Annotated in this window: 20 protein-coding genes and 2 tRNA genes; 5 read left to right on the top strand and 17 right to left on the bottom strand. The window is 61.5% G+C overall.

Going from position 1 to position 19,641, the window contains the following annotated elements:
- Positions 1-9: 9 nt before the first annotated feature.
- Together nrdI and nrdH are read right to left on the bottom strand one after the other, a co-directional pair.
- Positions 10-480 (bottom strand): class Ib ribonucleoside-diphosphate reductase assembly flavoprotein NrdI, encoded by a 471-nt coding sequence (gene nrdI / locus ABIE18_RS07060; protein ID WP_224164513.1) that lies wholly within the window; start codon positions 478-480, stop codon positions 10-12.
- A 62-nt stretch (positions 481-542) separates the two neighbouring features.
- The gene (nrdH, locus tag ABIE18_RS07055; protein WP_499721981.1) at positions 543-785 is read right to left on the bottom strand and encodes a glutaredoxin-like protein NrdH; all 243 of its coding nucleotides are present in this window, start codon (positions 783-785) and stop codon (positions 543-545) included.
- Positions 786-1,278: 493 nt separating this feature from the next.
- Between nrdH and ABIE18_RS07050 the strand changes: the two genes are divergently transcribed.
- Positions 1,279-2,244, top strand: coding sequence for a LysR family transcriptional regulator (locus ABIE18_RS07050; protein WP_431115432.1), 966 nt, complete (start codon positions 1,279-1,281; stop codon positions 2,242-2,244).
- A gap of 50 nt (positions 2,245-2,294) precedes the next feature.
- A complete protein-coding gene (locus tag ABIE18_RS07045; RefSeq protein ID WP_223933081.1) occupies positions 2,295-2,801 on the top strand; it encodes a DUF2004 domain-containing protein in 507 nt (168 codons plus the stop codon).
- Between the two features lie 73 nt (positions 2,802-2,874).
- Here ABIE18_RS07045 and metE read toward each other — a convergent pair whose 3' ends face one another.
- From metE to ABIE18_RS07005, 8 genes are all read right to left on the bottom strand, one after another.
- Complete coding sequence (gene metE, locus ABIE18_RS07040; RefSeq protein ID WP_499721978.1) at positions 2,875-5,211, bottom strand: 5-methyltetrahydropteroyltriglutamate--homocysteine S-methyltransferase; 2,337 nt, start codon at positions 5,209-5,211, stop codon at positions 2,875-2,877.
- Positions 5,212-5,284: 73 nt separating this feature from the next.
- A complete protein-coding gene (locus ABIE18_RS07035; RefSeq protein ID WP_499721977.1) occupies positions 5,285-6,253 on the bottom strand; it encodes a methylenetetrahydrofolate reductase in 969 nt (322 codons plus the stop codon).
- Between the two features lie 356 nt (positions 6,254-6,609).
- Positions 6,610-7,320, bottom strand: coding sequence for a hypothetical protein (locus ABIE18_RS07030; protein WP_499721976.1), 711 nt, complete (start codon positions 7,318-7,320; stop codon positions 6,610-6,612).
- Positions 7,317-8,333 (bottom strand): VWA domain-containing protein, encoded by a 1,017-nt coding sequence (locus ABIE18_RS07025; RefSeq protein ID WP_499721975.1) that lies wholly within the window; start codon positions 8,331-8,333, stop codon positions 7,317-7,319. Before ABIE18_RS07025 ends, ABIE18_RS07030 begins: the two co-directional genes overlap by 4 nt.
- Entirely contained in the window at positions 8,330-9,331 is a 1,002-nt protein-coding gene (locus ABIE18_RS07020; RefSeq protein WP_499721974.1) for a vWA domain-containing protein, read from the bottom strand. The genes ABIE18_RS07025 and ABIE18_RS07020 overlap by 4 nt, the downstream gene beginning before the upstream one ends.
- Positions 9,322-9,792, bottom strand: a complete 471-nt coding sequence (locus tag ABIE18_RS07015; RefSeq protein ID WP_499721973.1) for a hypothetical protein — start codon at positions 9,790-9,792, stop codon at positions 9,322-9,324. Before ABIE18_RS07015 ends, ABIE18_RS07020 begins: the two co-directional genes overlap by 10 nt.
- Positions 9,782-10,708 carry a DUF58 domain-containing protein gene (locus ABIE18_RS07010; RefSeq protein ID WP_499721972.1) on the bottom strand — a complete coding sequence of 309 codons (927 nt, stop codon included), beginning with the start codon at positions 10,706-10,708 and terminating at the stop codon, positions 9,782-9,784. The genes ABIE18_RS07015 and ABIE18_RS07010 overlap by 11 nt, the downstream gene beginning before the upstream one ends.
- Before the next feature lie 10 nt (positions 10,709-10,718).
- Positions 10,719-11,726: an AAA family ATPase gene (locus ABIE18_RS07005; RefSeq protein WP_499721971.1), complete on the bottom strand. Its 1,008-nt coding sequence runs from the start codon at positions 11,724-11,726 to the stop codon at positions 10,719-10,721.
- 155 nt (positions 11,727-11,881) lie between these two features.
- On the opposite strand from ABIE18_RS07005, the gene ABIE18_RS07000 reads away from it, so the two are divergent.
- A complete protein-coding gene (locus tag ABIE18_RS07000) occupies positions 11,882-12,085 on the top strand; it encodes a hypothetical protein (RefSeq protein WP_499721970.1) in 204 nt (67 codons plus the stop codon).
- Here ABIE18_RS07000 and ABIE18_RS06995 read toward each other — a convergent pair.
- The 5 genes from ABIE18_RS06995 to ABIE18_RS06975 form a co-directional block, all read right to left on the bottom strand.
- Positions 12,082-12,897, bottom strand: coding sequence for a carbohydrate ABC transporter permease (locus ABIE18_RS06995; RefSeq protein WP_499722261.1), 816 nt, complete (start codon positions 12,895-12,897; stop codon positions 12,082-12,084). The two genes, ABIE18_RS07000 and ABIE18_RS06995, sit on opposite strands and share 4 nt — an antisense overlap.
- Entirely contained in the window at positions 12,897-13,766 is an 870-nt protein-coding gene (locus tag ABIE18_RS06990; RefSeq protein WP_499721969.1) for a carbohydrate ABC transporter permease, read from the bottom strand. Before ABIE18_RS06990 ends, ABIE18_RS06995 begins: the two co-directional genes overlap by 1 nt.
- 38 nt (positions 13,767-13,804) lie before the next feature.
- Positions 13,805-15,160, bottom strand: coding sequence for an extracellular solute-binding protein (locus ABIE18_RS06985; RefSeq protein WP_499721968.1), 1,356 nt, complete (start codon positions 15,158-15,160; stop codon positions 13,805-13,807).
- Positions 15,161-15,193: 33 nt separating this feature from the next.
- The gene (locus tag ABIE18_RS06980) at positions 15,194-16,393 is read right to left on the bottom strand and encodes an ROK family transcriptional regulator (RefSeq protein WP_431115445.1); all 1,200 of its coding nucleotides are present in this window, start codon (positions 16,391-16,393) and stop codon (positions 15,194-15,196) included.
- Between the two features lie 208 nt (positions 16,394-16,601).
- Positions 16,602-17,732, bottom strand: coding sequence for a class I SAM-dependent methyltransferase (locus ABIE18_RS06975; protein WP_499721967.1), 1,131 nt, complete (start codon positions 17,730-17,732; stop codon positions 16,602-16,604).
- Between the two features lie 211 nt (positions 17,733-17,943).
- On the opposite strand from ABIE18_RS06975, the gene ABIE18_RS06970 reads away from it, so the two are divergent.
- On the top strand, positions 17,944-18,321 hold the full coding sequence (locus tag ABIE18_RS06970; protein WP_499721966.1) for a cupin domain-containing protein: 378 nt from the start codon (positions 17,944-17,946) through the stop codon (positions 18,319-18,321).
- Positions 18,322-18,407: 86 nt separating this feature from the next.
- Here ABIE18_RS06970 and ABIE18_RS06965 read toward each other — a convergent pair.
- Positions 18,408-18,480, bottom strand: a tRNA-Ala gene (locus ABIE18_RS06965).
- 390 nt (positions 18,481-18,870) lie between these two features.
- On the opposite strand from ABIE18_RS06965, the gene ABIE18_RS06960 reads away from it, so the two are divergent.
- The gene (locus tag ABIE18_RS06960) at positions 18,871-19,482 is read left to right on the top strand and encodes a ScbR family autoregulator-binding transcription factor (RefSeq protein ID WP_499721964.1); all 612 of its coding nucleotides are present in this window, start codon (positions 18,871-18,873) and stop codon (positions 19,480-19,482) included.
- Positions 19,483-19,544: 62 nt separating this feature from the next.
- Here the strand turns inward: ABIE18_RS06960 and ABIE18_RS06955 are convergent.
- Positions 19,545-19,617 (bottom strand) — tRNA-Ala (locus tag ABIE18_RS06955).
- Between the last annotated feature and the right edge of the window lie 24 nt (positions 19,618-19,641).

The following is a 19,641-nucleotide window of genomic DNA, read 5'->3' as shown; positions in this document are numbered from 1 at the left end:
CGCCCCCGGTTACTTCTGTTTCTGCGACAGTAGTGTCCAAAACTTTTCCAATCCTTGATTGACCCGATCGACGTCTTCCGGCGTCCCCATGAGTTCAAACCTGTAGAGATGCGGCACGTTGCACTTGGCGGCGATGATGTCTCCCGCTGCGCAATAGTTGTCCGCGAAGTTGGTGTTTCCTGCACCGATAACACCACGGATCAGTTCCCTGTTCCGTGGGTTGTTGAGAAACCTGATGACCTGCTTGGGCACTGAACCTTCGCCGTTCGTCCCGCCGTAAGTCGGCAGGACGAGGACAAAGGGTTCAAGTGCTTGGAGCGGGGCATCGTGCGCATAGAGCGGGATGCGCGCTGCATCCCTGCCCAATTTCCGGACAAAGCGCTTGGTGTTCTCAGATGTCGAGGAAAAGTAGATGAGGTGACTCCTCGTGGTCACAGTGTCCGTGTCACTGCGCACGGATGCCGTTGCCAGCGGTGCCATGGGAGTCACCTCGACTACATAGGAATTCTTGTTTGCTGTTGTGGCGAAGTCCGAAAGGAGACTTAGGCCACGGAGGTAACGGCCTGCGCCAGTTCCTCGATCTTGTCCGGGCGGAATCCAGACCAATGGTCCTGCTCGGTCACGACGACGGGAGCCTGCATGTAACCCAGCGCCTTGAGGCGTTCGAGCGCCTCGGCATCCTGGGAGATGTCGACACTCTGGTAGGCAATGCCCTTCTTGTCGAGTGCCCGGTAGGTTGCGTTGCACTGAACACAGGCCGGCTTCGTGTAAACCGTAACGGTCATGATCCCTGTCCCCTTAGTTGAAGTCTGTCGCTCTTCGTATCTGGCGGGCTCAACCGGAACTGAATACTGAATCCGATACCGGCCCGCAGGCTGCTGTGGCAGCCAACACGCTTATTTAGTCTTGTGCTGGTTTCCCGCTCAATCCGTAAACCGATACTACATGTAGTGCAAGCGCCTCGCCGGGACCCCAAGATGATGTATTACAAGTATGTCATTCAATCCACCGCTCGTCCACAGGGCAGGTGCCTCAAAATGTCCGTAATTCCGCCAAAGTGAGAGATGAAATCCACACCCTGTGGACTACTTAGCCACATTTAATCTCCAGCGTGTCGCCGGGTTCCGGCGTGTCGTGACACTTTGAAAATGTGGCGTGGCGTACACAACGCCGACACCCAGATTTGCTGGTGGTCAAACGCAGAGTACGGTTTCCATGATGCTTCAGAGGAGTCCGCTCCCCTGTGCCGGCAGGAAGAATCGAGCAAAAGGACAGCTGATGGTCAACCTTCTCCATCTCAGGACACTGATGGAGGTCACACGGCTGGGTTCCTTCGCGGCCGCGGCGGCGCAGCTTGGCTATACAGCCTCCGCCGTTTCCCAGCAGATGGCCGCACTGGAACGCGACACCGGCGTGGAACTTTTCCAGCGTTCGGCGAGGAGCGTCATTCCCACCGAGGCGGCCATCACCATGACGCGGCACGCCTCAAAGGTGCTGACCGACGTCGAAGCGCTGATGGCGGCTGCATCAAGGACCAACGATGCGCCAGCCCAGGAATTGCGGCTGGGCATCTTCCCAAGCCTTGCCACGTATGTGCTCCCGGACATTCTGAAGAATGAGCGGTGGAACGGACTCGGAATCGAGCTGCGGGTATCAGTCGCTGAGCCGGCACAGACCATCCAGGGACTGCGCAGTGGTGGAGAATTGGACGTCGCGCTGGTGTACCAGGTGGGCCAGTCCGGATTGGCCTGGCCACATTCCCTGGAGCGGCAATGGATCGGCGACGACGACTTCCGCGTGGTGCTGCCCGCTTCATGGAAAATCCGCGAGGATGCCGAGATTGAGGCCGCGCACCTCTCGGACATGCCATGGATCGTCCACCACCCGGGCACCAGCGACGCCCTGGTGATCGAACGCTTGTTTGCCAGCTGCAACCTGCATCCCCGCGTCGTGGCTTACAGTGACGACTTCCACGCCAGCCTGGAGATGACCGCGGCTGGCCTGGGTGCCTCGCTGGTACCGGAACTGGCGCTGCGCAACAGGCCACCCGGCGTCGTGGTCCTTGACGTCCCGGACATCCGGCTGGCACGAAACGTGTTCGCGCTGCTCATCAATGAAAAGCGCACAGCGCAAGTCCAACTGTTTACGCAGCTCCTGGCTGACACCCTCCGCGGCACCTCCGAAAAGAGCGGTTTGCATCCCCTGAAATCAGCGCCTGTCAAGGGTCCGCAGCGTCGGAGGTGAATTCTTCCCAATTGCTGGAACCGGCCCGATGTTGGGGTTAGATTGATCACATGGGCAAGGTAGCAAGCACACATTTTGGGGAGATCGAGCTCAATCACGGGCGTGAACATTGCTTCGTGACCAAACACGAACTCGGCGGCAATCAGCTTGAGCTGGACCTCAACGTCACGGCGCATGACCATTTCGACGAGGCTGCCATGCACAAGGTGGACTACCGCTTGCGCTTCCTGCCGGAGCTGGTTGACCAGGTCCGGGAGATGATCGCCGATGAGCTGGACCAGGACGGCACCAATCCGCAGCAGTTCCTGCATTTCCATAGTTCCCAGCTCAAGGAAGAGCAGCTCGAATCCGTTTTCGGGGTCAGGGACAAGTCACAGCTCACCAACGACGTCTTCCTGAAAGCCCTCAAACTGGGTCATGTGGCCATCTACCCTGGCCAGCCCGAGCGCTATTTCGTCCTGGACTTCACCCTCGGCTCGCACTTCACGGATGAGCTGCTGGTAGTGGCCGCCGATGAAGACGGCGTGGTGGATGACGAAATCCTTTGGGAGTCGTGAGGGACTGAGTCTTTAAAATGCCCGACGGCGGCCGGTCACCTTTCGGTGACCGGCCGCCGTCGTTGTGGCTGGCTTACTTAGCGGTTTCGAGCAGCGCGGCGCGAACCGTCTGGGTTGCCTTGACCAGGTTGCGCAGGGATTCTTCGGTCTCGGCGTAGCCACGGGTCTTCAGGCCGCAGTCCGGGTTGACCCAGAGCTGGCGCGACGGAACGTGCTTGACGGCGGTGGCCAGGAGTTCGGTGACTTCAGCTTCACCCGGAACACGCGGCGAGTGGATGTCATAAACGCCCGGACCAACGCCACGGCCGAAGCCGTGGGACTCGAGGTCGTGGATGACCTCCATGCGGGAGCGTGCAGCTTCGATGGAGGTCACGTCTGCGTCGAGGCCGTCAATGGCATCGATGATCACACCGAACTCGGAGTAGCAGAGGTGGGTGTGGATCTGGGTGGAGTCGGCAGCACCGGCAGTGGCAAGGCGGAAGGAGTCAACGGACCACTTCAGGTAGTCGGCGTGGTCTGCCTTGCGCAGCGGGAGGAGTTCGCGGAGGGCGGGCTCGTCCACCTGGATGACCTTGATGCCGGCTGCCTCGAGGTCAGCGATTTCGTCGCGGAGTGCCAGGCCAACCTGGTTGGCGGTCTCGCCCAGCGGCTGGTCATCGCGAACGAAGGACCAGGCCAGGATGGTGACCGGACCGGTCAGCATGCCCTTCATCGGCTTGCTGGTCAGCGACTGCGCGTACTCAGCCCAGGCAACCGTGATCGGGGCGCTGCGGGTGACGTCGCCCCAGAGGATGGACGGACGGGTGCAGCGCGATCCGTAGGACTGGACCCAGCCGTGGACCGTCACGTCAAAACCTTCGAGGTTCTCCGCGAAGTACTGGACCATGTCGTTGCGCTCGGGCTCGCCGTGAACCAGGACGTCGTAGCCCAGTTCTTCCTGCAGGTCCACAACACGCTTGATCTCGTCCTTCATGAGCTTCTCGTACTGCTCGTTGGTGAGATCGCCCTTGTTGTTGCGGGCACGTGCCGAGCGGATCTCGGACGTCTGCGGGAACGAACCGATGGTGGTGGTGGGCAGCGGCGGAAGGTGCAGTGCCTCTTCCTGGGCAGCTTCACGAACCGCGTACTCGGAGCGGCTGAAGTCCTCAGCGGTCAGTGCCTGGGTGCGGGCGCGGACGTCGTCTCGGCGAACGCCTTCGGCGGTTGCACGGGAAGCGATCACGGCGGATGCTTCGTCGATGGCAGCCTTGGCCGACGCGGGGTCCGCCAGGTAGGAAGCGAGGGTCTTGACCTCCACGGCCTTCTGGTCGGAGAAGGCGAGCCAGCTGCGCAGCTGCTCAGAGAACGCGGTTTCCTCGGCAACGTCGTGCGGGACGTGCTGGGTGGACGTGGACGTGCTGACGGCCAGCTTGCCGACAGCAGCCTTCAGCTCATCCAGCTTCGCGGCAGATGCGGCGAGGTCGTTGCGCCAGATGTTGTGACCGTCAACCACACCGGCAACCAGGGTCTTGTTGCCCAGGCCTGCGAGGGCAGCTGCAGAGGGAACTCCACCCTTGAACACGTCTACGTGCAGGGCGTCGATGTTGGTGGCAGCAAGCGTACCGAGCTGGCCATCGAGTGAACCGTACGGAGTGGAGACAAGAATCTGCGGACGGTTCGCAGCACCGGTGAGGACCTCGTAAGCGCGGGCAACGGCTGCTTCGATCTCGGCGGCCGGGGTGTCCTGGTCAACAACCAGGGCCGGCTCATCAAGCTGAACCCAGCTTGCGCCGGCCTCGGCGAGTTTCTCAAGCAGCTGCACGTAAACGGGCAGGATGTCCTCGAGGCTGGACAGCGGTGCGAAACCGGCCGGGGCGTCGTCGGATGCCTTGGAGAGCAGCAGGTAGGTGACCGGGCCAACAATGTACGGCCGGGTCTCAATGCCGTTGGCAAGGGCGAAGGTGAACTCGTCAACCTTGGCGGTGGAGGCGAGCGTGAACTCGGTTTCCGGGCCGATTTCCGGAACGAGGTAGTGGTAGTTGGTGTCGAACCACTTGGTCATTTCCAGCGGCTGCTGTTCCTTGTTGCCGCGTGCCAGGGTGAAGTAGCCATCGATGTCCAGCTGGCCCTCAGCGTTGAGGAGCTTGCCGAAGCGGGCAGGTACAGCACCGAGGTGTGCAGTGGTGTCCAGCACCTGGTCGTAGTACGAGAACGTGCCCGGAACAGCGGCAGCTTCGGTGAGGCCGAGTTCCTGCAGGCGCTTGGCGATGGTGAGCTGGATGTCCTTGGCTGCGGCGTCCAGTGCGGCGGCGTCGATCTTGCCGGCCCAGTAGGCTTCGACGGCCTTCTTGAGCTCGCGGCGACGGCCGATGCGCGGGTAGCCGAGCAGGGAGGCTGCCGGGAACGGAGTGGCCGGGGTGTTTTCAGGCATGGAGAAGCTCCTTGATGAAGTAGCTTGAAAAGGTTGGTGTCTTTTGGTGGCCGGCAGGAGGGGCCAGGTGTTTTTAGCTTGCGTATTCCTGGCGGAGTGCCATGGTGCTTACGGGGCCAGCCGGCCGGGATGGCCGCGGCAGCGCCAGCTTGTCCAGCACGTCAAGGGCGTCCGCGTGCTCATTGAAGGTGTACAAGTGAATGCCCGGTGCACCGGCATCCAGTGCTGCATTGGCAAGATCCACGGTGGCAGCGACGCCGATTCGCCGACGCTCTGCTTCAGTGTCCACGGCAGCGAGGCGCTCCATGAGTTCCACGGAAGGTTCGACGCCGGCCAGTTCGCCGAGGCGCTTCAGGCGCCGGAGGCTGGTGAGCGGCATGACACCGGGGATGATCGGGATGGTGACCCCGGCCCGGCGTGCACGGGCAACCAGGTCCGAGTATTCGTTAGCGTGGAAGAAGACCTGCGTGATCGCGAAGTCTGCGCCGGAACGCTGCTTGGCCAGGAGAACTTCGACGTCGTGCCCCACACTTGGCGATTCAGGATGCCTGGTGGGGTATGCGGCCACTCCGACAGCGATCTTGCCGGCACAAAGAAGTGCCGAACGACGCTGCTCCACGCGGCGGATCAGTTCGATCAGATCCTGGGCATACCGGAGTGAGCCACTGGCAGGCCGGCTTCCGTCCTTGGGCAGATCCCCGCGCAGTGCGAGGATGCCACGGACGCCGTGGTCCAGGAGTTCACCAATGATCTCCGCCAATTCAAGCGGTGTGTTGCCCACACACGTCAGGTGGGCCAAGGGCCGGAGCGTGGTCTCGAGCAGGAGGCGGTTGATGAGGTCAACGGCAGTATCCCGGTTGGATCCACTGGCACCGTACGTCACCGAGACGTAGTCCGGCTCGGTGGCTTCGAGTTCACGGATAGTGGTCCACAGGGTTTCTGCGGCCGCCGGGGAGCGAGGGGGAAACAGCTCGTAGGAAAGTGCCACGGGCGCCGTTCCGGCGAGGTTGGGATGTACATCAATAAGGCTTGGTGGCGACATTTGCGTCCTTGGCTGTTCGTCATCGAACGTCACCCAATGGATCCAAGGGAACCATTGATTGCATGATCGATGAATTGAGTTTGGGATACACGAAGAAACTCCAGCAGGACGCAGCCGCAACTGGCACGCCTGGAATGAAGCTTTCCGTGTGCAAATGTCAGGCCCACATGGGGGCACCCACACCCTCCTCACCGCCCTTTCGGGGCGGATCCAACGGAGGATCGCTGACACGTTACCGCGGTAACTTAATTACGACTCTAGGTCGTGGGCATCGAGCCGTTCAACTCTGCCACCGAATTAAGACGCAGTTTTACGATCCATGAAGAAGGATTCGTGAACTTTGTTCGCTGAATGGCTCACCAGGGCTTGTCTACGCCGGACTCATTCCCGGAGCCTCGCAGGTATTCCTCACGTTGCTGCCCTCCTGCCCGCTCCCGTTGGGCCTGTTGCGCGCTCTGTCCCAACTTCTGCAGTTGCTCCTGCTGTTGGTCAGGCGGCGTATCCTTGGCTGGCTTCTCCACCCCGGCCCTTCCGTCGGAGTCCGCAGCTATCTTGGCTTTGAGACGATCGGCCGCTGAGTCCAGGGCCCTCCCCTCTCCGGACGAATTTCCGGGACCCTCCTGCGCACACTGGGCAGGTGAGGAATCGATGAGGTCCAGCGCTTCACGAAACAACGTGGCTGCCGTCTGCTGATTGCCTGCCGACAGGGCAGCATCGCCCAGTTTCTCGACGCTCAACACCAGATTGACCCGCACTTGGCATTCGTCCTCGCCGGCGCCGGCATCCAACGCCGCCTCGAAGTCCTTCCGTGCCGCCGTGAAGTCGCCGGCCAAAACGTGGGCATCCCCGGATGCGAAGAAGGCTTTGTGCAGCTCCACCAGGTTCGCCACGTGCAGCCAGGACGCGGCTCTTGCCGCACCGTCCCGGTCGGCCGTTTCGAAGGCATGTGCGGCGTCCCCGCCCAAGGCACCCACGCTTAGGAGCTTCACCGCCACGGCGAGCGCCAGCAGGGCCGGCGGGGCGGACCACAGCGCAAGGCGGCGTCTCCGGCGTCGAGCATTCTTCATGCCAGTGGCTCCTTGGCCTTCGAGGGCAAGCTCCGCACTTCCCGCAGTGCGATGAGATGACGAACGGGTTCGTGAAGGGCCAGCAGGAATCCGGCGAGCGCCAGGAGCCAGTAAAGTTCCACGCGGCCGGGTCCATCGTCGTTGGTGGGCGTGAGGGCGCCGGGCTGGGCTTTGGCAAGCATGTCGGACGTGGGTTGGTTCCCGGTCCGGTGGACATATGGGACATTGAGTTGGCTTGCGATGTTTTTCAGTTGCCCTTCGTCGATCCTGGACACCGCGTCCTGGCCCGAGCTCTTGTCCTGCACGTACCCGGCTTCGGTGTCCGAGGGGTCTTTCATCCGGCCACCCTGCCCGGTGCCGTAACCCAGCACGGCTCCCCCACTGACGCTGCTCGCATCCACCGGCAGCGGCACTGGTGCCTCGGCGGCCGTGTTCTCGCCGTCCCCGGCGTAGAAGACCAATGCTGGACGTCCTGGGTGCTGCTCCCGGGAGGCCGCGAGCCTGTCCTTGAGCAACGCTCCCGCGCCTGTAATGCTGCTGCCGTTGGCATACCGCGGGTTTTGCGGCTGCAGCGTTGTCATGGCGGTTTGCAGCGCGGTGGCGTCCTGGCTCAACGGCATGCGGACGGTCGCTTTGTTGTCGAACGTGATGAGGGAAAACCTGGCTCCCGCTAGTTCCCTGGCGATCGCCATCACGTCGCTCGTCGCCCCTGACAAGCGGGTGCCTGTGCCGCTGTAATCCTCAGCAGCCATGCTGGTACTGGTATCGACAACAAAGAAGACCTCCACGTCCGCGACCGCGGTCCTCGCTTCACTGCCGGACCACCCCGGTCGCAGTGCGGCAAGGACCAGAAGCACGACGGCGGCGCCCCGGATGGCGGCTGGCCGCACCGACCCTTGGGGTGCAGTGCTGCCGGGTCCCGGCCTGCGGACGATGGCCCACAGGGTGAAGGCTATAACGGCGACGCCCATGGCAGCGAGGAGCGCCCACGGAACAATTGGCAGAAGAGTCACTGGTCCAGCCTCCATCCCAGGATCACCATTCCGGCACCTGCCAGCAGCGCGACCCCAAGAGGCAGCGCCGGGCTATCGCTCACGGCAACCTGGGGCGCGGCCCGGTAGCTGCTGGCTTCGGTCTCCTGCACTTTCTGCACTATCCCGGGCACCGCGTCAGGGCTGTCCAGAGCGAAGTAGCTGCCTCCGGTTCCTTCGGCAACCGCCTTGAGTTGGCCGCCGGGCTGATCAGCTTGATCTCCGTAGTCAAAGTCGCCGGGGTTCAGGGCATACACCTTGACGTTCTTGCTGCGGGCCAGCTCCGCGGCCTGCTGCAGGGTGAAGATGGGGTCCCCGGAGAGGAAGTTGTCGGTGGCCAGCACAACGGACCGCGAGCGCTTGGCGTTGCCGGACGCGGATGTTGACCCTGACCCTGGTTCGACGTCCGGGAAGCTTTGCACGCAGGATGCCAGGCCATCGCCGATCAGGGAGGATCCTCCCCCGTTCCATGTCCCGTCGAAGAAGGATCCTGCCCCGCTGTCCAGGGCCTTCTGAGCTGTGGTGAGCTGTTCGGCGGCGTAGTCGTAGTCGTCTGTCAGCGGGAACAGTTGGACGCTGCTGCTATCGAAGATCACCATGCCGATGCGCTCGCCATCGAATTCCCGGGCGAGTTCCTGGAAAACCTTGGCGATGGCAGCGTCCGTACTGGTCATGGATCCTGAAACATCCAGGCAGAGGATGATGTCCCGGTTCCGGATTTCGGGCTGTTCCGTGGTGCGCTGGACAGGTCTTGCTGCTGCTGTGGCTGTGGCCGCCAGGAATAACGCACCCAAGGCCATGGCGAGGACCAACGTGGCCTTGTACCGCCGCAGCGCCTTTTGGTACTCGGGAAGGTAGGTGAGGCGCTCGCCGTGTGCCACTGGCCTGCCCCTTTGCGGTCGACGCCGGATCAACAGTCGGGCGGCTATCACCAAGGCCAGGGCAGCGAGGGGAAGAATCCACCAGTACGTCAGCTCCATGCCTGTACCACCTGGCGTGCGGTCTTTGCGGAGTCCCGAACGGATTGCATGGCTACGGGCGCGAATTCGCTGGGATAGATCAAAGCGATACCCACGGCGAACTGATCCAGTCCGCTGCGGCGCAATTCCTCCAGTGTCATGGAAGTGGCCGGAAGGCCTGTGGCTGCACCCGCAAATTCCCGCACGAGGAGGCTGAGTCGCTGGTGGGCGTCCCGCCCGGAGAGGCGGCCGGCGTCGGCCTCTCTTTCGAGGGTATTTATTGCTGACAGGCACCTGGCCCGCAGCGTTTCCAGATCGTGTGACTCCCCATGCCCGCTTGCCGGAGTTTTTGGGGTTGCTTTGCGGACGGGCCACAGGATCCATCCGTACCAGCACCCTACGAGCAGCAGCAGCACCAAGCCCAGCCAAAGCCACAGCTGCTGATATTGAAGGGGCGCGTAGAAGCCGGCGTTATCCTGCACGGTTGCTACCCTTGGCGGACTTCGCGCCCGAGCGGTGCTTCTCCAGGAGCGCGAACACCGCCGGGAGGACTTCGGCGGTGGCGCCAACCGTCTGCTCAGCAATGCCGAGCCTGCGGAAGAAGACGCTGCGCTCCTCCCCGCGTTTCCGCATCGCGCTGGCATATGCGGCACGAACAACACTGTTCCCCGCCACGGGCGCAGGGATCCGCTGCCCGTTCCCGACGTCGAAACTGGCCTCCTGCGTGGCCGCCCGATGCCCCGGTTCCTTGGCCAACCCGGCGTCGAGGATAGTGAGCCACAGGACTTCATGCCGGGCCCTCAGTCGCTGGAGCAGCATTTCAGTGTGGGCGTCGGGCCTGAACTCATCGGCGAGAACGGCAATGAGCAGGCGGCCCTTCAAGAACCTCAACGCGTAGTCGAGCTGCTCTGTGATTGCGCTCGCCGGCCCATTCAGGGAAATGCCGGCATCCAGTTCCCGGAGCAGCCGTTCCAGGTGCTCTTCACCGCTCTGGGGCGGGAGGTACCGGGAAGTGAGGGCCGAGCCGTGCAGGAGTCCGACGTCGTCCCCGTGCCTGCAGGCGAGATAGCCCAGCACGCCGGCAGCGTCAACGGCAATGTCTTTCTTGGATTCACCCGAGGCAGCGTGGGCTGCCATGTTCCGCCCTGTGTCCACGAGCAACAGCACCGAGTGACGGCGGACGGCCACATAGCGTTTGACCAGGGGTGATCCGTGGCGGGCAGTGGCTTTCCAATCAATATCCCTGACTTCGTCGCCGGGTACGTACGAGCGCAATTCGTCGAAGTCCAGGCTGCGGCCCTTGAAGACAGAACCGTATTCGCCATCCAACAGGGTGAGGGTCCTGCGGTGGGCGAAGATGAACATCTTCGACTTCACGCGGCGGAGGAGGCTGGGCATGCGGTGTCCGCTACGGCGTCTGCACGGACGCGAGCACTGCATCAATGATGGTTTCCACGGGGATCCCTTCAACCACGGCATCGAACCCGAGCACTATTCTGTGGCGCAGGATCCTGTGGGCCAGTTTCTTGACGTCCTCCGGAATGACGTGATCCCGCCCGCTCAGGAGTGCCAACGCCCTCGCCGCCTGGCTGAAGGCAATGCTCGCCCGCGGACTTGCACCGAACTCGATGAGGTTGGCCAAACGGGGCTCCAGGTATTGGGAGGCATGACGGGTCACATAGGCCAGGCCAACGATGTACCTGATGATGGCAGGATCAACGTAAACCCTCTTGACGAGTTCCTGCACCTGGACAATCGCGTCAAGGGAAGCCGCTGCCGGCGGCTTTTGCACTGCGCTGAACGCCCCGGCATCTATGCGCCTGATGACTTCGGCTTCCTCCGCCGGGCTCGGATAGTCCAGGACGTCCTTGAGCATGAAGCGATCCATCTGTGCTTCCGGAAGGCGGTAGGTTCCCTCCTGCTCAATCGGGTTTTGCGTTGCCAGCACCAGGAAAGGCTCCGGCAGAGGATAGGACTCGCCACCAATGGACGTCTGCCGTTCCTGCATCGCCTCCAGCATGGCGCTCTGCGTTTTGGCGCTGGAACGGTTGATCTCATCAAGCAGCACAATGTTCGCGTGAACGGGTCCCAGCTGGGTGACGAACGTGCCCTTGGCTGCATCAAATATCTGGGTGCCCGCGATGTCGCTGGGCAATAGGTCCGGAGTGCATTGGATCCGGCGAAAATCCGCACTCACTGATTCCGCAAGAGCTTGCGCCGCTGTGGTCTTGGCCAGACCCGGAACGCTTTCCAAAAGGACATGTCCGCCGGTCAGGAGGCCGATCACCAGCGTCTCCTGCAGCCTGGACTGGCCCACCACCTTGGTCTCAAAGCTGCGGATAATGCTGCCGACGAGCTGCTGGGCACGGGCCAAGTCCGGTGCATCGATTCCGGTCGTGGCGGTGTTCTGAAGCACTCGTGGTCCCCTCGCTGGCGTGAATCATTTTGCGGCAGGCAGCCCCCGGCGCCCAGCGCTGGGGCCTGCATGGGTCACTCTATCCAAGCCTCCCCTGAACAAGCTCGCAATGGGGAGCCCTCCCCATGTGCGCTTCTGAGGTCTATCCTTTTGCCATGCCTCAGCTACCAGCCCGCTATGAGCAGTACCTCAACGCCCAAAGCCAGCGCGTCATCGACGCCGTCCGTCCAGTTCTGTTGCAGTCCGCCGCAGACCAAAGGCATGGAGTCCGGATTATCTACAACACAGGCCCCACCGGGCACCAGGCTCATCTGGATGAGTCGATACCCTACGGCGAAATAGTCGAGGACATCGACTAGCCCTTCACCGAGCCGGACAACGCGAAGGAGCTGCCCACGCTCCGGGATACCAGCACGTACAGCAACAGCACCGGCACTGAGTACAGGATGGAAAACGCCGCCAGCTGCCCATAGGCTATGGCGCCATGCTGGCCAAAGAAGCTGAAGATGGACACCGCGGCTGGTTGCTTGGCTGTGGAGAGCAACAGGATGAAGGGGACGAAGAAGTTTCCCCATGCCTGTATGAAAACAAAGATGAATACGACGCCCAGGCCCTGCCTCATAAGAGGCAGCACGATGGTCCGCAAGGCCGCCATGCTTGAGGCACCATCCATCCATGCCGCCTCCTCCAGTTCCAACGGAACGGAGTCCATGAAGTTCTTCATCATCCAGATGGCCATGGGCAGGGTGGTTGTAGCCATGAAGAATATGGTGGCCATCATGGAATCGAGCAATTGGAGCTGGACGAACAATCCATAGACGGGCACCATAATGGCGGTCACGGGCAACGACGTCCCGAAAAGCACCGAGTACATGAACGGCTTGTTGAACCTGGACTGGTAGCGGGACAGCGGATACGCAGCAAGGACTGCTGCCACCAGGTTGACCGCCGCTGTTCCGGCCGAGAGAAGGAAACTGTTGGTCAAGGGCTGGAACAACAATTCCGGCGTGAACACCGCACCAAAATTATCCATCGAAGGCGCCGACGGCACCGCGGTCTGGTAGCCGGCGTGAGGATCGACGGCGGCCAGCAGCAACCACAGCAATGGCGCCAAAAAGCAGAAACCGATCACGGCCAAAGCGATATCTGCCGCAAGCCGCGGCCTGGACATCACGGCTTCTGCTCCCTGAGCAGGCGGACATAGACAGCGCCGAAGACCACTCCCAACACAATCAATACCGAAGCAACGGCCGTGCCATAACCAATATCCCCAAATTTGAAGGCCTCCTGGTAGGCCAACACCGGCAGGGTGGTACTGGCATTGGCTGGGCCGCCCGCCGTCATCACCCAAATGAGCGTGAACACGGCCAACGTCTGCAGCGTAATCAGCATCAGGTTGGTGGCGATGCTGCTCCTGATCAGTGGCAACGTGATGAATGCCAGGCGCTGCCAGCCTTGGGCACCATCCATCAAGGCAGCCTCCGAGACATCCTGTGGCACGTCCGCGAGGGCGGCCCTGTACACAAGCATGGAGAACGCCGTTCCCCGCCACGTGTTCGCCAGGATAATCGCGACAAGTGGGAACGTGTACAGCCAGCCCGGCCCCTGCCCGCCAAAGAAGGCCAGCATCTGATTCAGTGTGCCCTCACGGTTGAAGTACGCATAGGCCGCGAAGGCAGCCACGATCTCCGGGAGTACCCAAGCCGCTACCACCGCCGTTCCAACCCACGAGGAAACTGCCTTACGTGAGCGCGTCATGAGCAGCGCGATAAGTAGGCCGAGCAAATTCTGGCCGAGCACGGCTGAGGCTGCGACGAAAACAACAGTCAGCCATGCCGCCAGCGGAAACGCGTCATCGCTGAACATCCGGACATAGTTCTCCAACCCCACCCACTGTGGATCCCGGGCCGCCCGGCCTGAAAGAGCGGCATTGGTGAACGACGCATAGAAGGACCAAGCCACCGGGGCAAGCAGGAACAACAGGAGCAGGAGAACGGACGGAACAACCGGCAGCAGCCGCAGGTAGCGGCGAATCCTCATTTCCCTGCTGTCATTTCTTTGATGTCATCTCATGCCCATCATCTGTTGAGGACCTTGTCATCGCCAACAACCTTGCGCACCGTGGCGTCATACTCCGCTGCGGCATCTTCAGGGCTTTGCTTTCCAGTGATGACAGACTCGGTGGCTACCTGGACCGCCGTCGAGATCCTCGGGTAATCGGCGGTGGCAGGGCGGTAATGCGTCACCTTCACCAACTCCGACACGTCCTTCACGAACGGATTCGCCGAAAGGTAGCTCGATTCCTTTGCAACATCCGTGCGCACCGCTATCTGGGAGTTGTTAACGTCAAAGGCCAAGGCATTCTTCTTGTTCAGGGCGGTGGTAAGGAACTTGAAGGCAAGCTCAGCGTTCTTGCTCTTGGCACCAACCGCAAGGGTCCACCCACCGGACATGCTGACGCCACCCGGTTCCTGTCCGTTCCGCGTGGGGAACATGGCCACACCCATGTCCTGCTCGTAGCCTGCCCACTCATAGGCCCCGCCCTTTTGCCAGAACGACGGCGTATACGAGCCTTCCACGGTTGCCGCCAGTTTGCCCTCCGGGAACCACTCGCCAAAGACCTTCTTCCAGACATTCGCGTCGAGGGCTTCAGCCGGGCTCACTGCAAGTTTTTCGTCGTAGAGGGTCTTCAGGAAAGCCAGCGAGTCAGTAAAACCCTGGGAGCCCACCACCCACTTCTTTTCCTTTTCGTCGTACAGCGTGCTGTCAGTCCCATAGAGGAGTTCGTAGAAGCTCTGCATGACGGTGCCCTCGCCCGTACCCTTGCCGGCGTACATGTTGAAGGGGATCACGGTTGGGTCCGAAGCTTTGATGGCACGTGCCGTGGACAGGATGTCGTCCCACGTTTTGGGCTGCCACGGAACAGGAATTCCGGCCTTCTGCAGCACTGCCTTGTTGTACCAGATGGCACGCGTGTCAGTGCCGAGAGGCACCGCGTAAATGCCACCGTCGTCGGCCCGGCCTGCAGCTTTGGCCGCTTCATTGAACTGGGACCACTCGTCCCACTTTTCCAGATAGCTGTCCAGCTTGAGGAGGTAACCGGCGTCGACGTCGGAACGTACCTTGAACGTGTCCTCATAGAAGACATCCGGCGCGGTGTCCGGAGAGCGCTGGGCCAGAGCGAGCTTGGTGCCGTAGTCGTCATCGTTGGCTTGGATCGGTTCGAGGTTGACCGTCACCGAAGAGTTGGCCGCCTCGAATTCCTTTTTGGCGTCCTGCATCACGGTATCCAGGACCGTGAAGGAGTCTGATTTCTGGTAGACGATCTTCAGGGTCTTGTTCTCGGCAGTTGGCGGCGTCGAGGAACAAGCGGTTGCAGCGAGAAGAGCGGCTACGACAGGAAGGACGGTGGCAAACCTCATTGGGCGGCGCATTTATGCTCCAATCGAGTCAACGTGGCGGAGTGGTTAGCCCTCCAGCAGGAGCCGTTGGGCGCGTGGTGCCAGCGTGTGCTCCAGGACGAGGCATGCTGCACCAATAGCGCCGACATCCTCACCCACTCCGGAACCCACAACTTCAATACCGTGGATCATGCGGGCCGCACTGTTTTCAGCGATCAGGCCCGGAACACGCTCCAGGAAGTACTTCGACATCCGCCCCCAGAAAGGACCGCCGAAAACAACGCGTTCCACGTCAAGGGTGTTGGTCACCACCGAGACAGCACGGGCCACGAGAGTGGCTGACTTATCAAGGATGGCGATGGCTTTTTCATCGCCGGCATCGGCTTTGTCACACAACAAGGCGTAACGTTCCTGTACCTGCGGGCCATCTGCGTCCTCGCCGTGGCTGTCCAGCACACCGGCCGCCTCGGCCTCAGCCACCAGGACCTGTGGGATACACGAGGACTTCACGCAGCCACGGAGCCCGCAGTCACACTGGGGCCCCATCGGATCAACGATGATATGGCCGATTTCGCCCGCATTACCGGACGTTCCACGGACCACTTCATCATTCAGGACAATGCCGCAACCAATACCAGTGCCCATATACATGAAGACGAAACTGCCGGCACCGCTGGCCCCGCCGGCCCAGGTTTCGGCCACTGCTGCACTCGTTACGTCCTTGTCCACCAGCGTCTCCAGGCCCGTGGCCTCCGTGAGGGCCTCCCGGATACGCACGCGGTTCCATCGGGTCAACAGCGGAGGCTCCACAACGGAACCTTCATCGAGGTCGATCGGCCCCGGGACTGCTACACCGAGGCCCGCGATTTTGGATGCGTCCACGCCCGATTCCTCAATGAGGACCTTGATCTGCTGTGCGATGCTCGTGATCACCGCCGCCGGGTCACCACCGGGAGTAGCCATCCGCGAATGCCTCACGACATCGCCCAGGAGGTCCAGGACAACGAACGTGATGACTGCAGGGTCAAGGTGTACGCCTACCGCATACATGCCCGATGGGTTCAGCCGCAGGATGGTCCGCGGTTTGCCTGGGCCAGTACCCTCTTTGCCTGCTTCCACAATCAAGTGCTGGTCTAGCAGGCGGCGGGAAATATTGGAGATGGTCTGGGGGGACAGTCCAACAATCTGTGCCAGTTCAACACGGCTGAGCCCACCCGAGGACCGCCGGATCGCCTCCAGAATGACCGTCAGATTAAAGTCACCCATGCGGGGTAGATTCGTTCCGCGCCTCGGTGTGGGCTGCCGGATCTCAGTCACTGATTCCCCTAGTCGTTTTCGAAAAAACATCATCGTACTTCGTCTTTGTCTGAATCGTACGATACCCATGCTCACACGGGTATGCGCACACGCAGGCAACGGTGTCAGGGCTTGGTAACGATGACACTAAATTCCCGCCTGGAAGCGCGGGACCGGCTCATCCACGACGACTCCGCGTCACCGTGAACTTCGGGTTCCGGCCCTCCTCCACGGTGGGACCCAGGAGCCGCTCAAGGGTGGGCCGGTATTGCAGGTGGCTGTTGTACACGGTCCAGAGCTCGCCGCCGGGCGCGAGAACGCGGGCGGCCGCTTCGAACATCTTCAGGGCAGCGCCGGCATGCACGCTGGCTCCAAGATGGAAAGGTGGATTCAACAGGACAAGATCCGCGCTGCCTGCATCAAACGTTGACAGGGCGTCGTCGTGGATCACGGAAATCCGGTCTTCCAGTCCGTTGGCAGCCGCCGTGGCTATAGCTGATGCCACAGCCGCCGCCGACTGATCAGTTGCCACCAGGCTCGCCCCCGGCTGGTGCCGTGCAAACATCGTGGCAAGAATGCCGGTCCCACACCCCAGATCCACAACCCGCCGCGCTTCCGGCATCCGGTCCAGGAAGGTCAGGAGGTAACGGGTTCCGATGTCAAGGCGTGCACCGGAAAATGCAGCACCATGAGCACAAACCGTGATCCCCAATTCCGGCAGCTGCTCCACAACAGGGTAGGGAGGCTCACTGGAAACCGGTTGGGGATTGCTGGCCACCAACACCCTGGACTTCTGGCGGGCAAGCTGCGGTTGGACAGATGAGAAATAACGGTCCAGCACTTTGTTCATGCCCAGGGACATGTGCTTGACGCGACCCCCTGCGAGCAGGACCGCATCCGGCGCTGCATAGCGGGCAACGGCGTCGGCGTTTTCCTCCAGCTCCGCCAGCGATTTCGGCAACTGCATGAGCACCAGATTGGCGCCCTCCAAGAGTTCAGCGCCCAATTCGTGAGAACTGAACCGTCCCTGCAGGCCAGCTGCTTCCGCGTTGCGCTGCAGCGCAAGCCTGCCGGTGTAGAGATCTTGGTTAACGCGGACGTGCCCGACGCCGCTCCCCGCCAAAGCGCCCAGCGTCAGGGCACCATACCGGTCGCCGATGACAACAGCCTTGGTTTCCGGATGGATATGCTCCGAGGCCACTTGAAGCAACAGCCTGTCTGTGGCGTCATATGCCTGAAGGTTGTCCGCCTCGACATCGGGGAACCTTCGCAGCCTGCCGAACAACGGCTCCAGTTCCTGTGCAGCCACGATCGCGTTCTCGCTTTCCTTAAATTCGTTCGCTTTAGTGTCTCGACTTCATGCTGCCTTCGGAGGAATGTGGATGATGCAGCATGCCAAGCACCTGTTGCCCCAACGGATGGCGAACCCATACCGTGACGGCGGCAGGCACCGGTCCCGCCCCGCCCACGAGCCAGGCCCCGGGACCGCACTTAACCGGCTCCCTCCCTGAGAGCAAACCATGAGTGTCAATGTTGTCACGCAACTCCAAGTGAAGTCACTTAACTCCCCCGACGAAACGCGCAGTCCGGACAAGACAACGGTTGAGATCGTTACTGTCGGAGACTACACAATCGGCCGGACCACCTTTGAACCCGGCTGGACGTGGGACGACTGCATCAAACCTGTAGTCGGAACAGACTCCTGCCAATTGAGCCATGTCGGCTTCTGCGTTTCCGGCGCCCTTGAGGTAGAAACCAACGACGGTGGACAAATCAGCATTTCCGGCGGTGATTCCTACTCGATCCCACCGGGACACCACGCCCGGGTAGTAGGCGATCAGCCCTTCCAAGGCATCGAATTCCTCAGTGCAGCCGAGTTCGCCGTCCGCCCGGAATAAGAATTCGGGCCGCTAACGCAGGCATCCCGCAAAGGAACCAGAAAGCAAAAGACCCCGCTCACCCGAGCGGGGTCTTTTATCCGAAGTGGAGCTGAGGGGACTCGAACCCCTGACCCCCTGCATGCCATGCAGGTGCGCTACCAGCTGCGCCACAGCCCCGGATCTCGTTGATTTCTGCAGGAAGATTTCCCTTCCCGCCGAAGCAACTCGTCAATACTAACCACAATCCCCCGAGAAGCGAAATCACAGGAGCGTGATGCCCATCACGGGGATCAGCGGGCATTTCTGTCCTGCTGAACCGGTAACCCCGCAGCCGGGGTGCGCTGGATCGCTCCACCGCACCTCCCCCCAAACGGCTGCACGGGAGTCCCATCAGGCCCAAGCCGGCGCGACTCCTCTTGAAGTCTAGAATCACGGGAAGAATAAACCAAACCGTCCAGTCGGTTTTACGGCCTTCAATTTATGCACGATGGTAGCGTTGTGGGGTCCGGCGGCGCGTTTCTTCTGGCCGTCCCACACCGGAACAAGTGAGAGGCTCCCCCACCGCCCATGCAGCAACGTGCGAAAGACACCCGCCTTTCCGTTATTGAAGGCGCCGCCCATGTCTTCGCAGAAGTTGGGTACGGCAATGCAAGCCTGAGTGACATCACCAAGCGTGCCGGAGTCACCAAGGGAGCACTTTACTTCCACTTCACGTCCAAGCGGGAGCTCGCCCTGGCCGTTATCCAGGAGCAGCACGCGCTGGTCCTCGCGGCGGGTGCGGCCATTGTGGCCTCAAGCGTGCCTGCCCTGGAGAAGATCATTGCGCTCTGCAGGATGTTTGGCCGGCAATTACTGGAAGAAGCGATTGTCCAGGGCGGGATCCGCCTTACGTTTGAAGCATCCGCCTTTGATGCCGATATCTCGGGCCCCTACCAGGACTGGATTGACACCGTGGAGAATCTGCTCCGCCAAGCCCAAACCGAGGGTGCAGTCCGGACCACGCTGGATCCCGCCGCCTTTGCCCGCTACCTGGTTGCTTCCTTCACCGGAGTCCAGATGGTTTCCAACGTTCTCACTGCCCGCACGGACGTACTTCGCCGCATTGAGGAGATGTGGGAATTCATGCTGCCGGCCATCGAAGCGGGCGCTGACAGCCAGCAGCTGGGACCCGGCAGCTAGTCGAAACAACACAAAAAAGGTTCTGCCCTTCTTCATCACGAAGAAGGGCAGAACCTCAAGAGTGGAGCTGAGGGGACTCGAACCCCTGACCCCCTGCATGCCATGCAGGTGCGCTACCAGCTGCGCCACAGCCCCATATTCTTGCTGCTTCACGATCAA

It is taken from the genome of Arthrobacter sp. 2762, from assembly GCF_040548745.1.
Lineage (GTDB): Bacteria > Actinomycetota > Actinomycetes > Actinomycetales > Micrococcaceae > Arthrobacter.
Note: the sequence above shows the minus strand (reverse complement) of the source record. Positions and strands in the feature narration are given on the sequence as shown.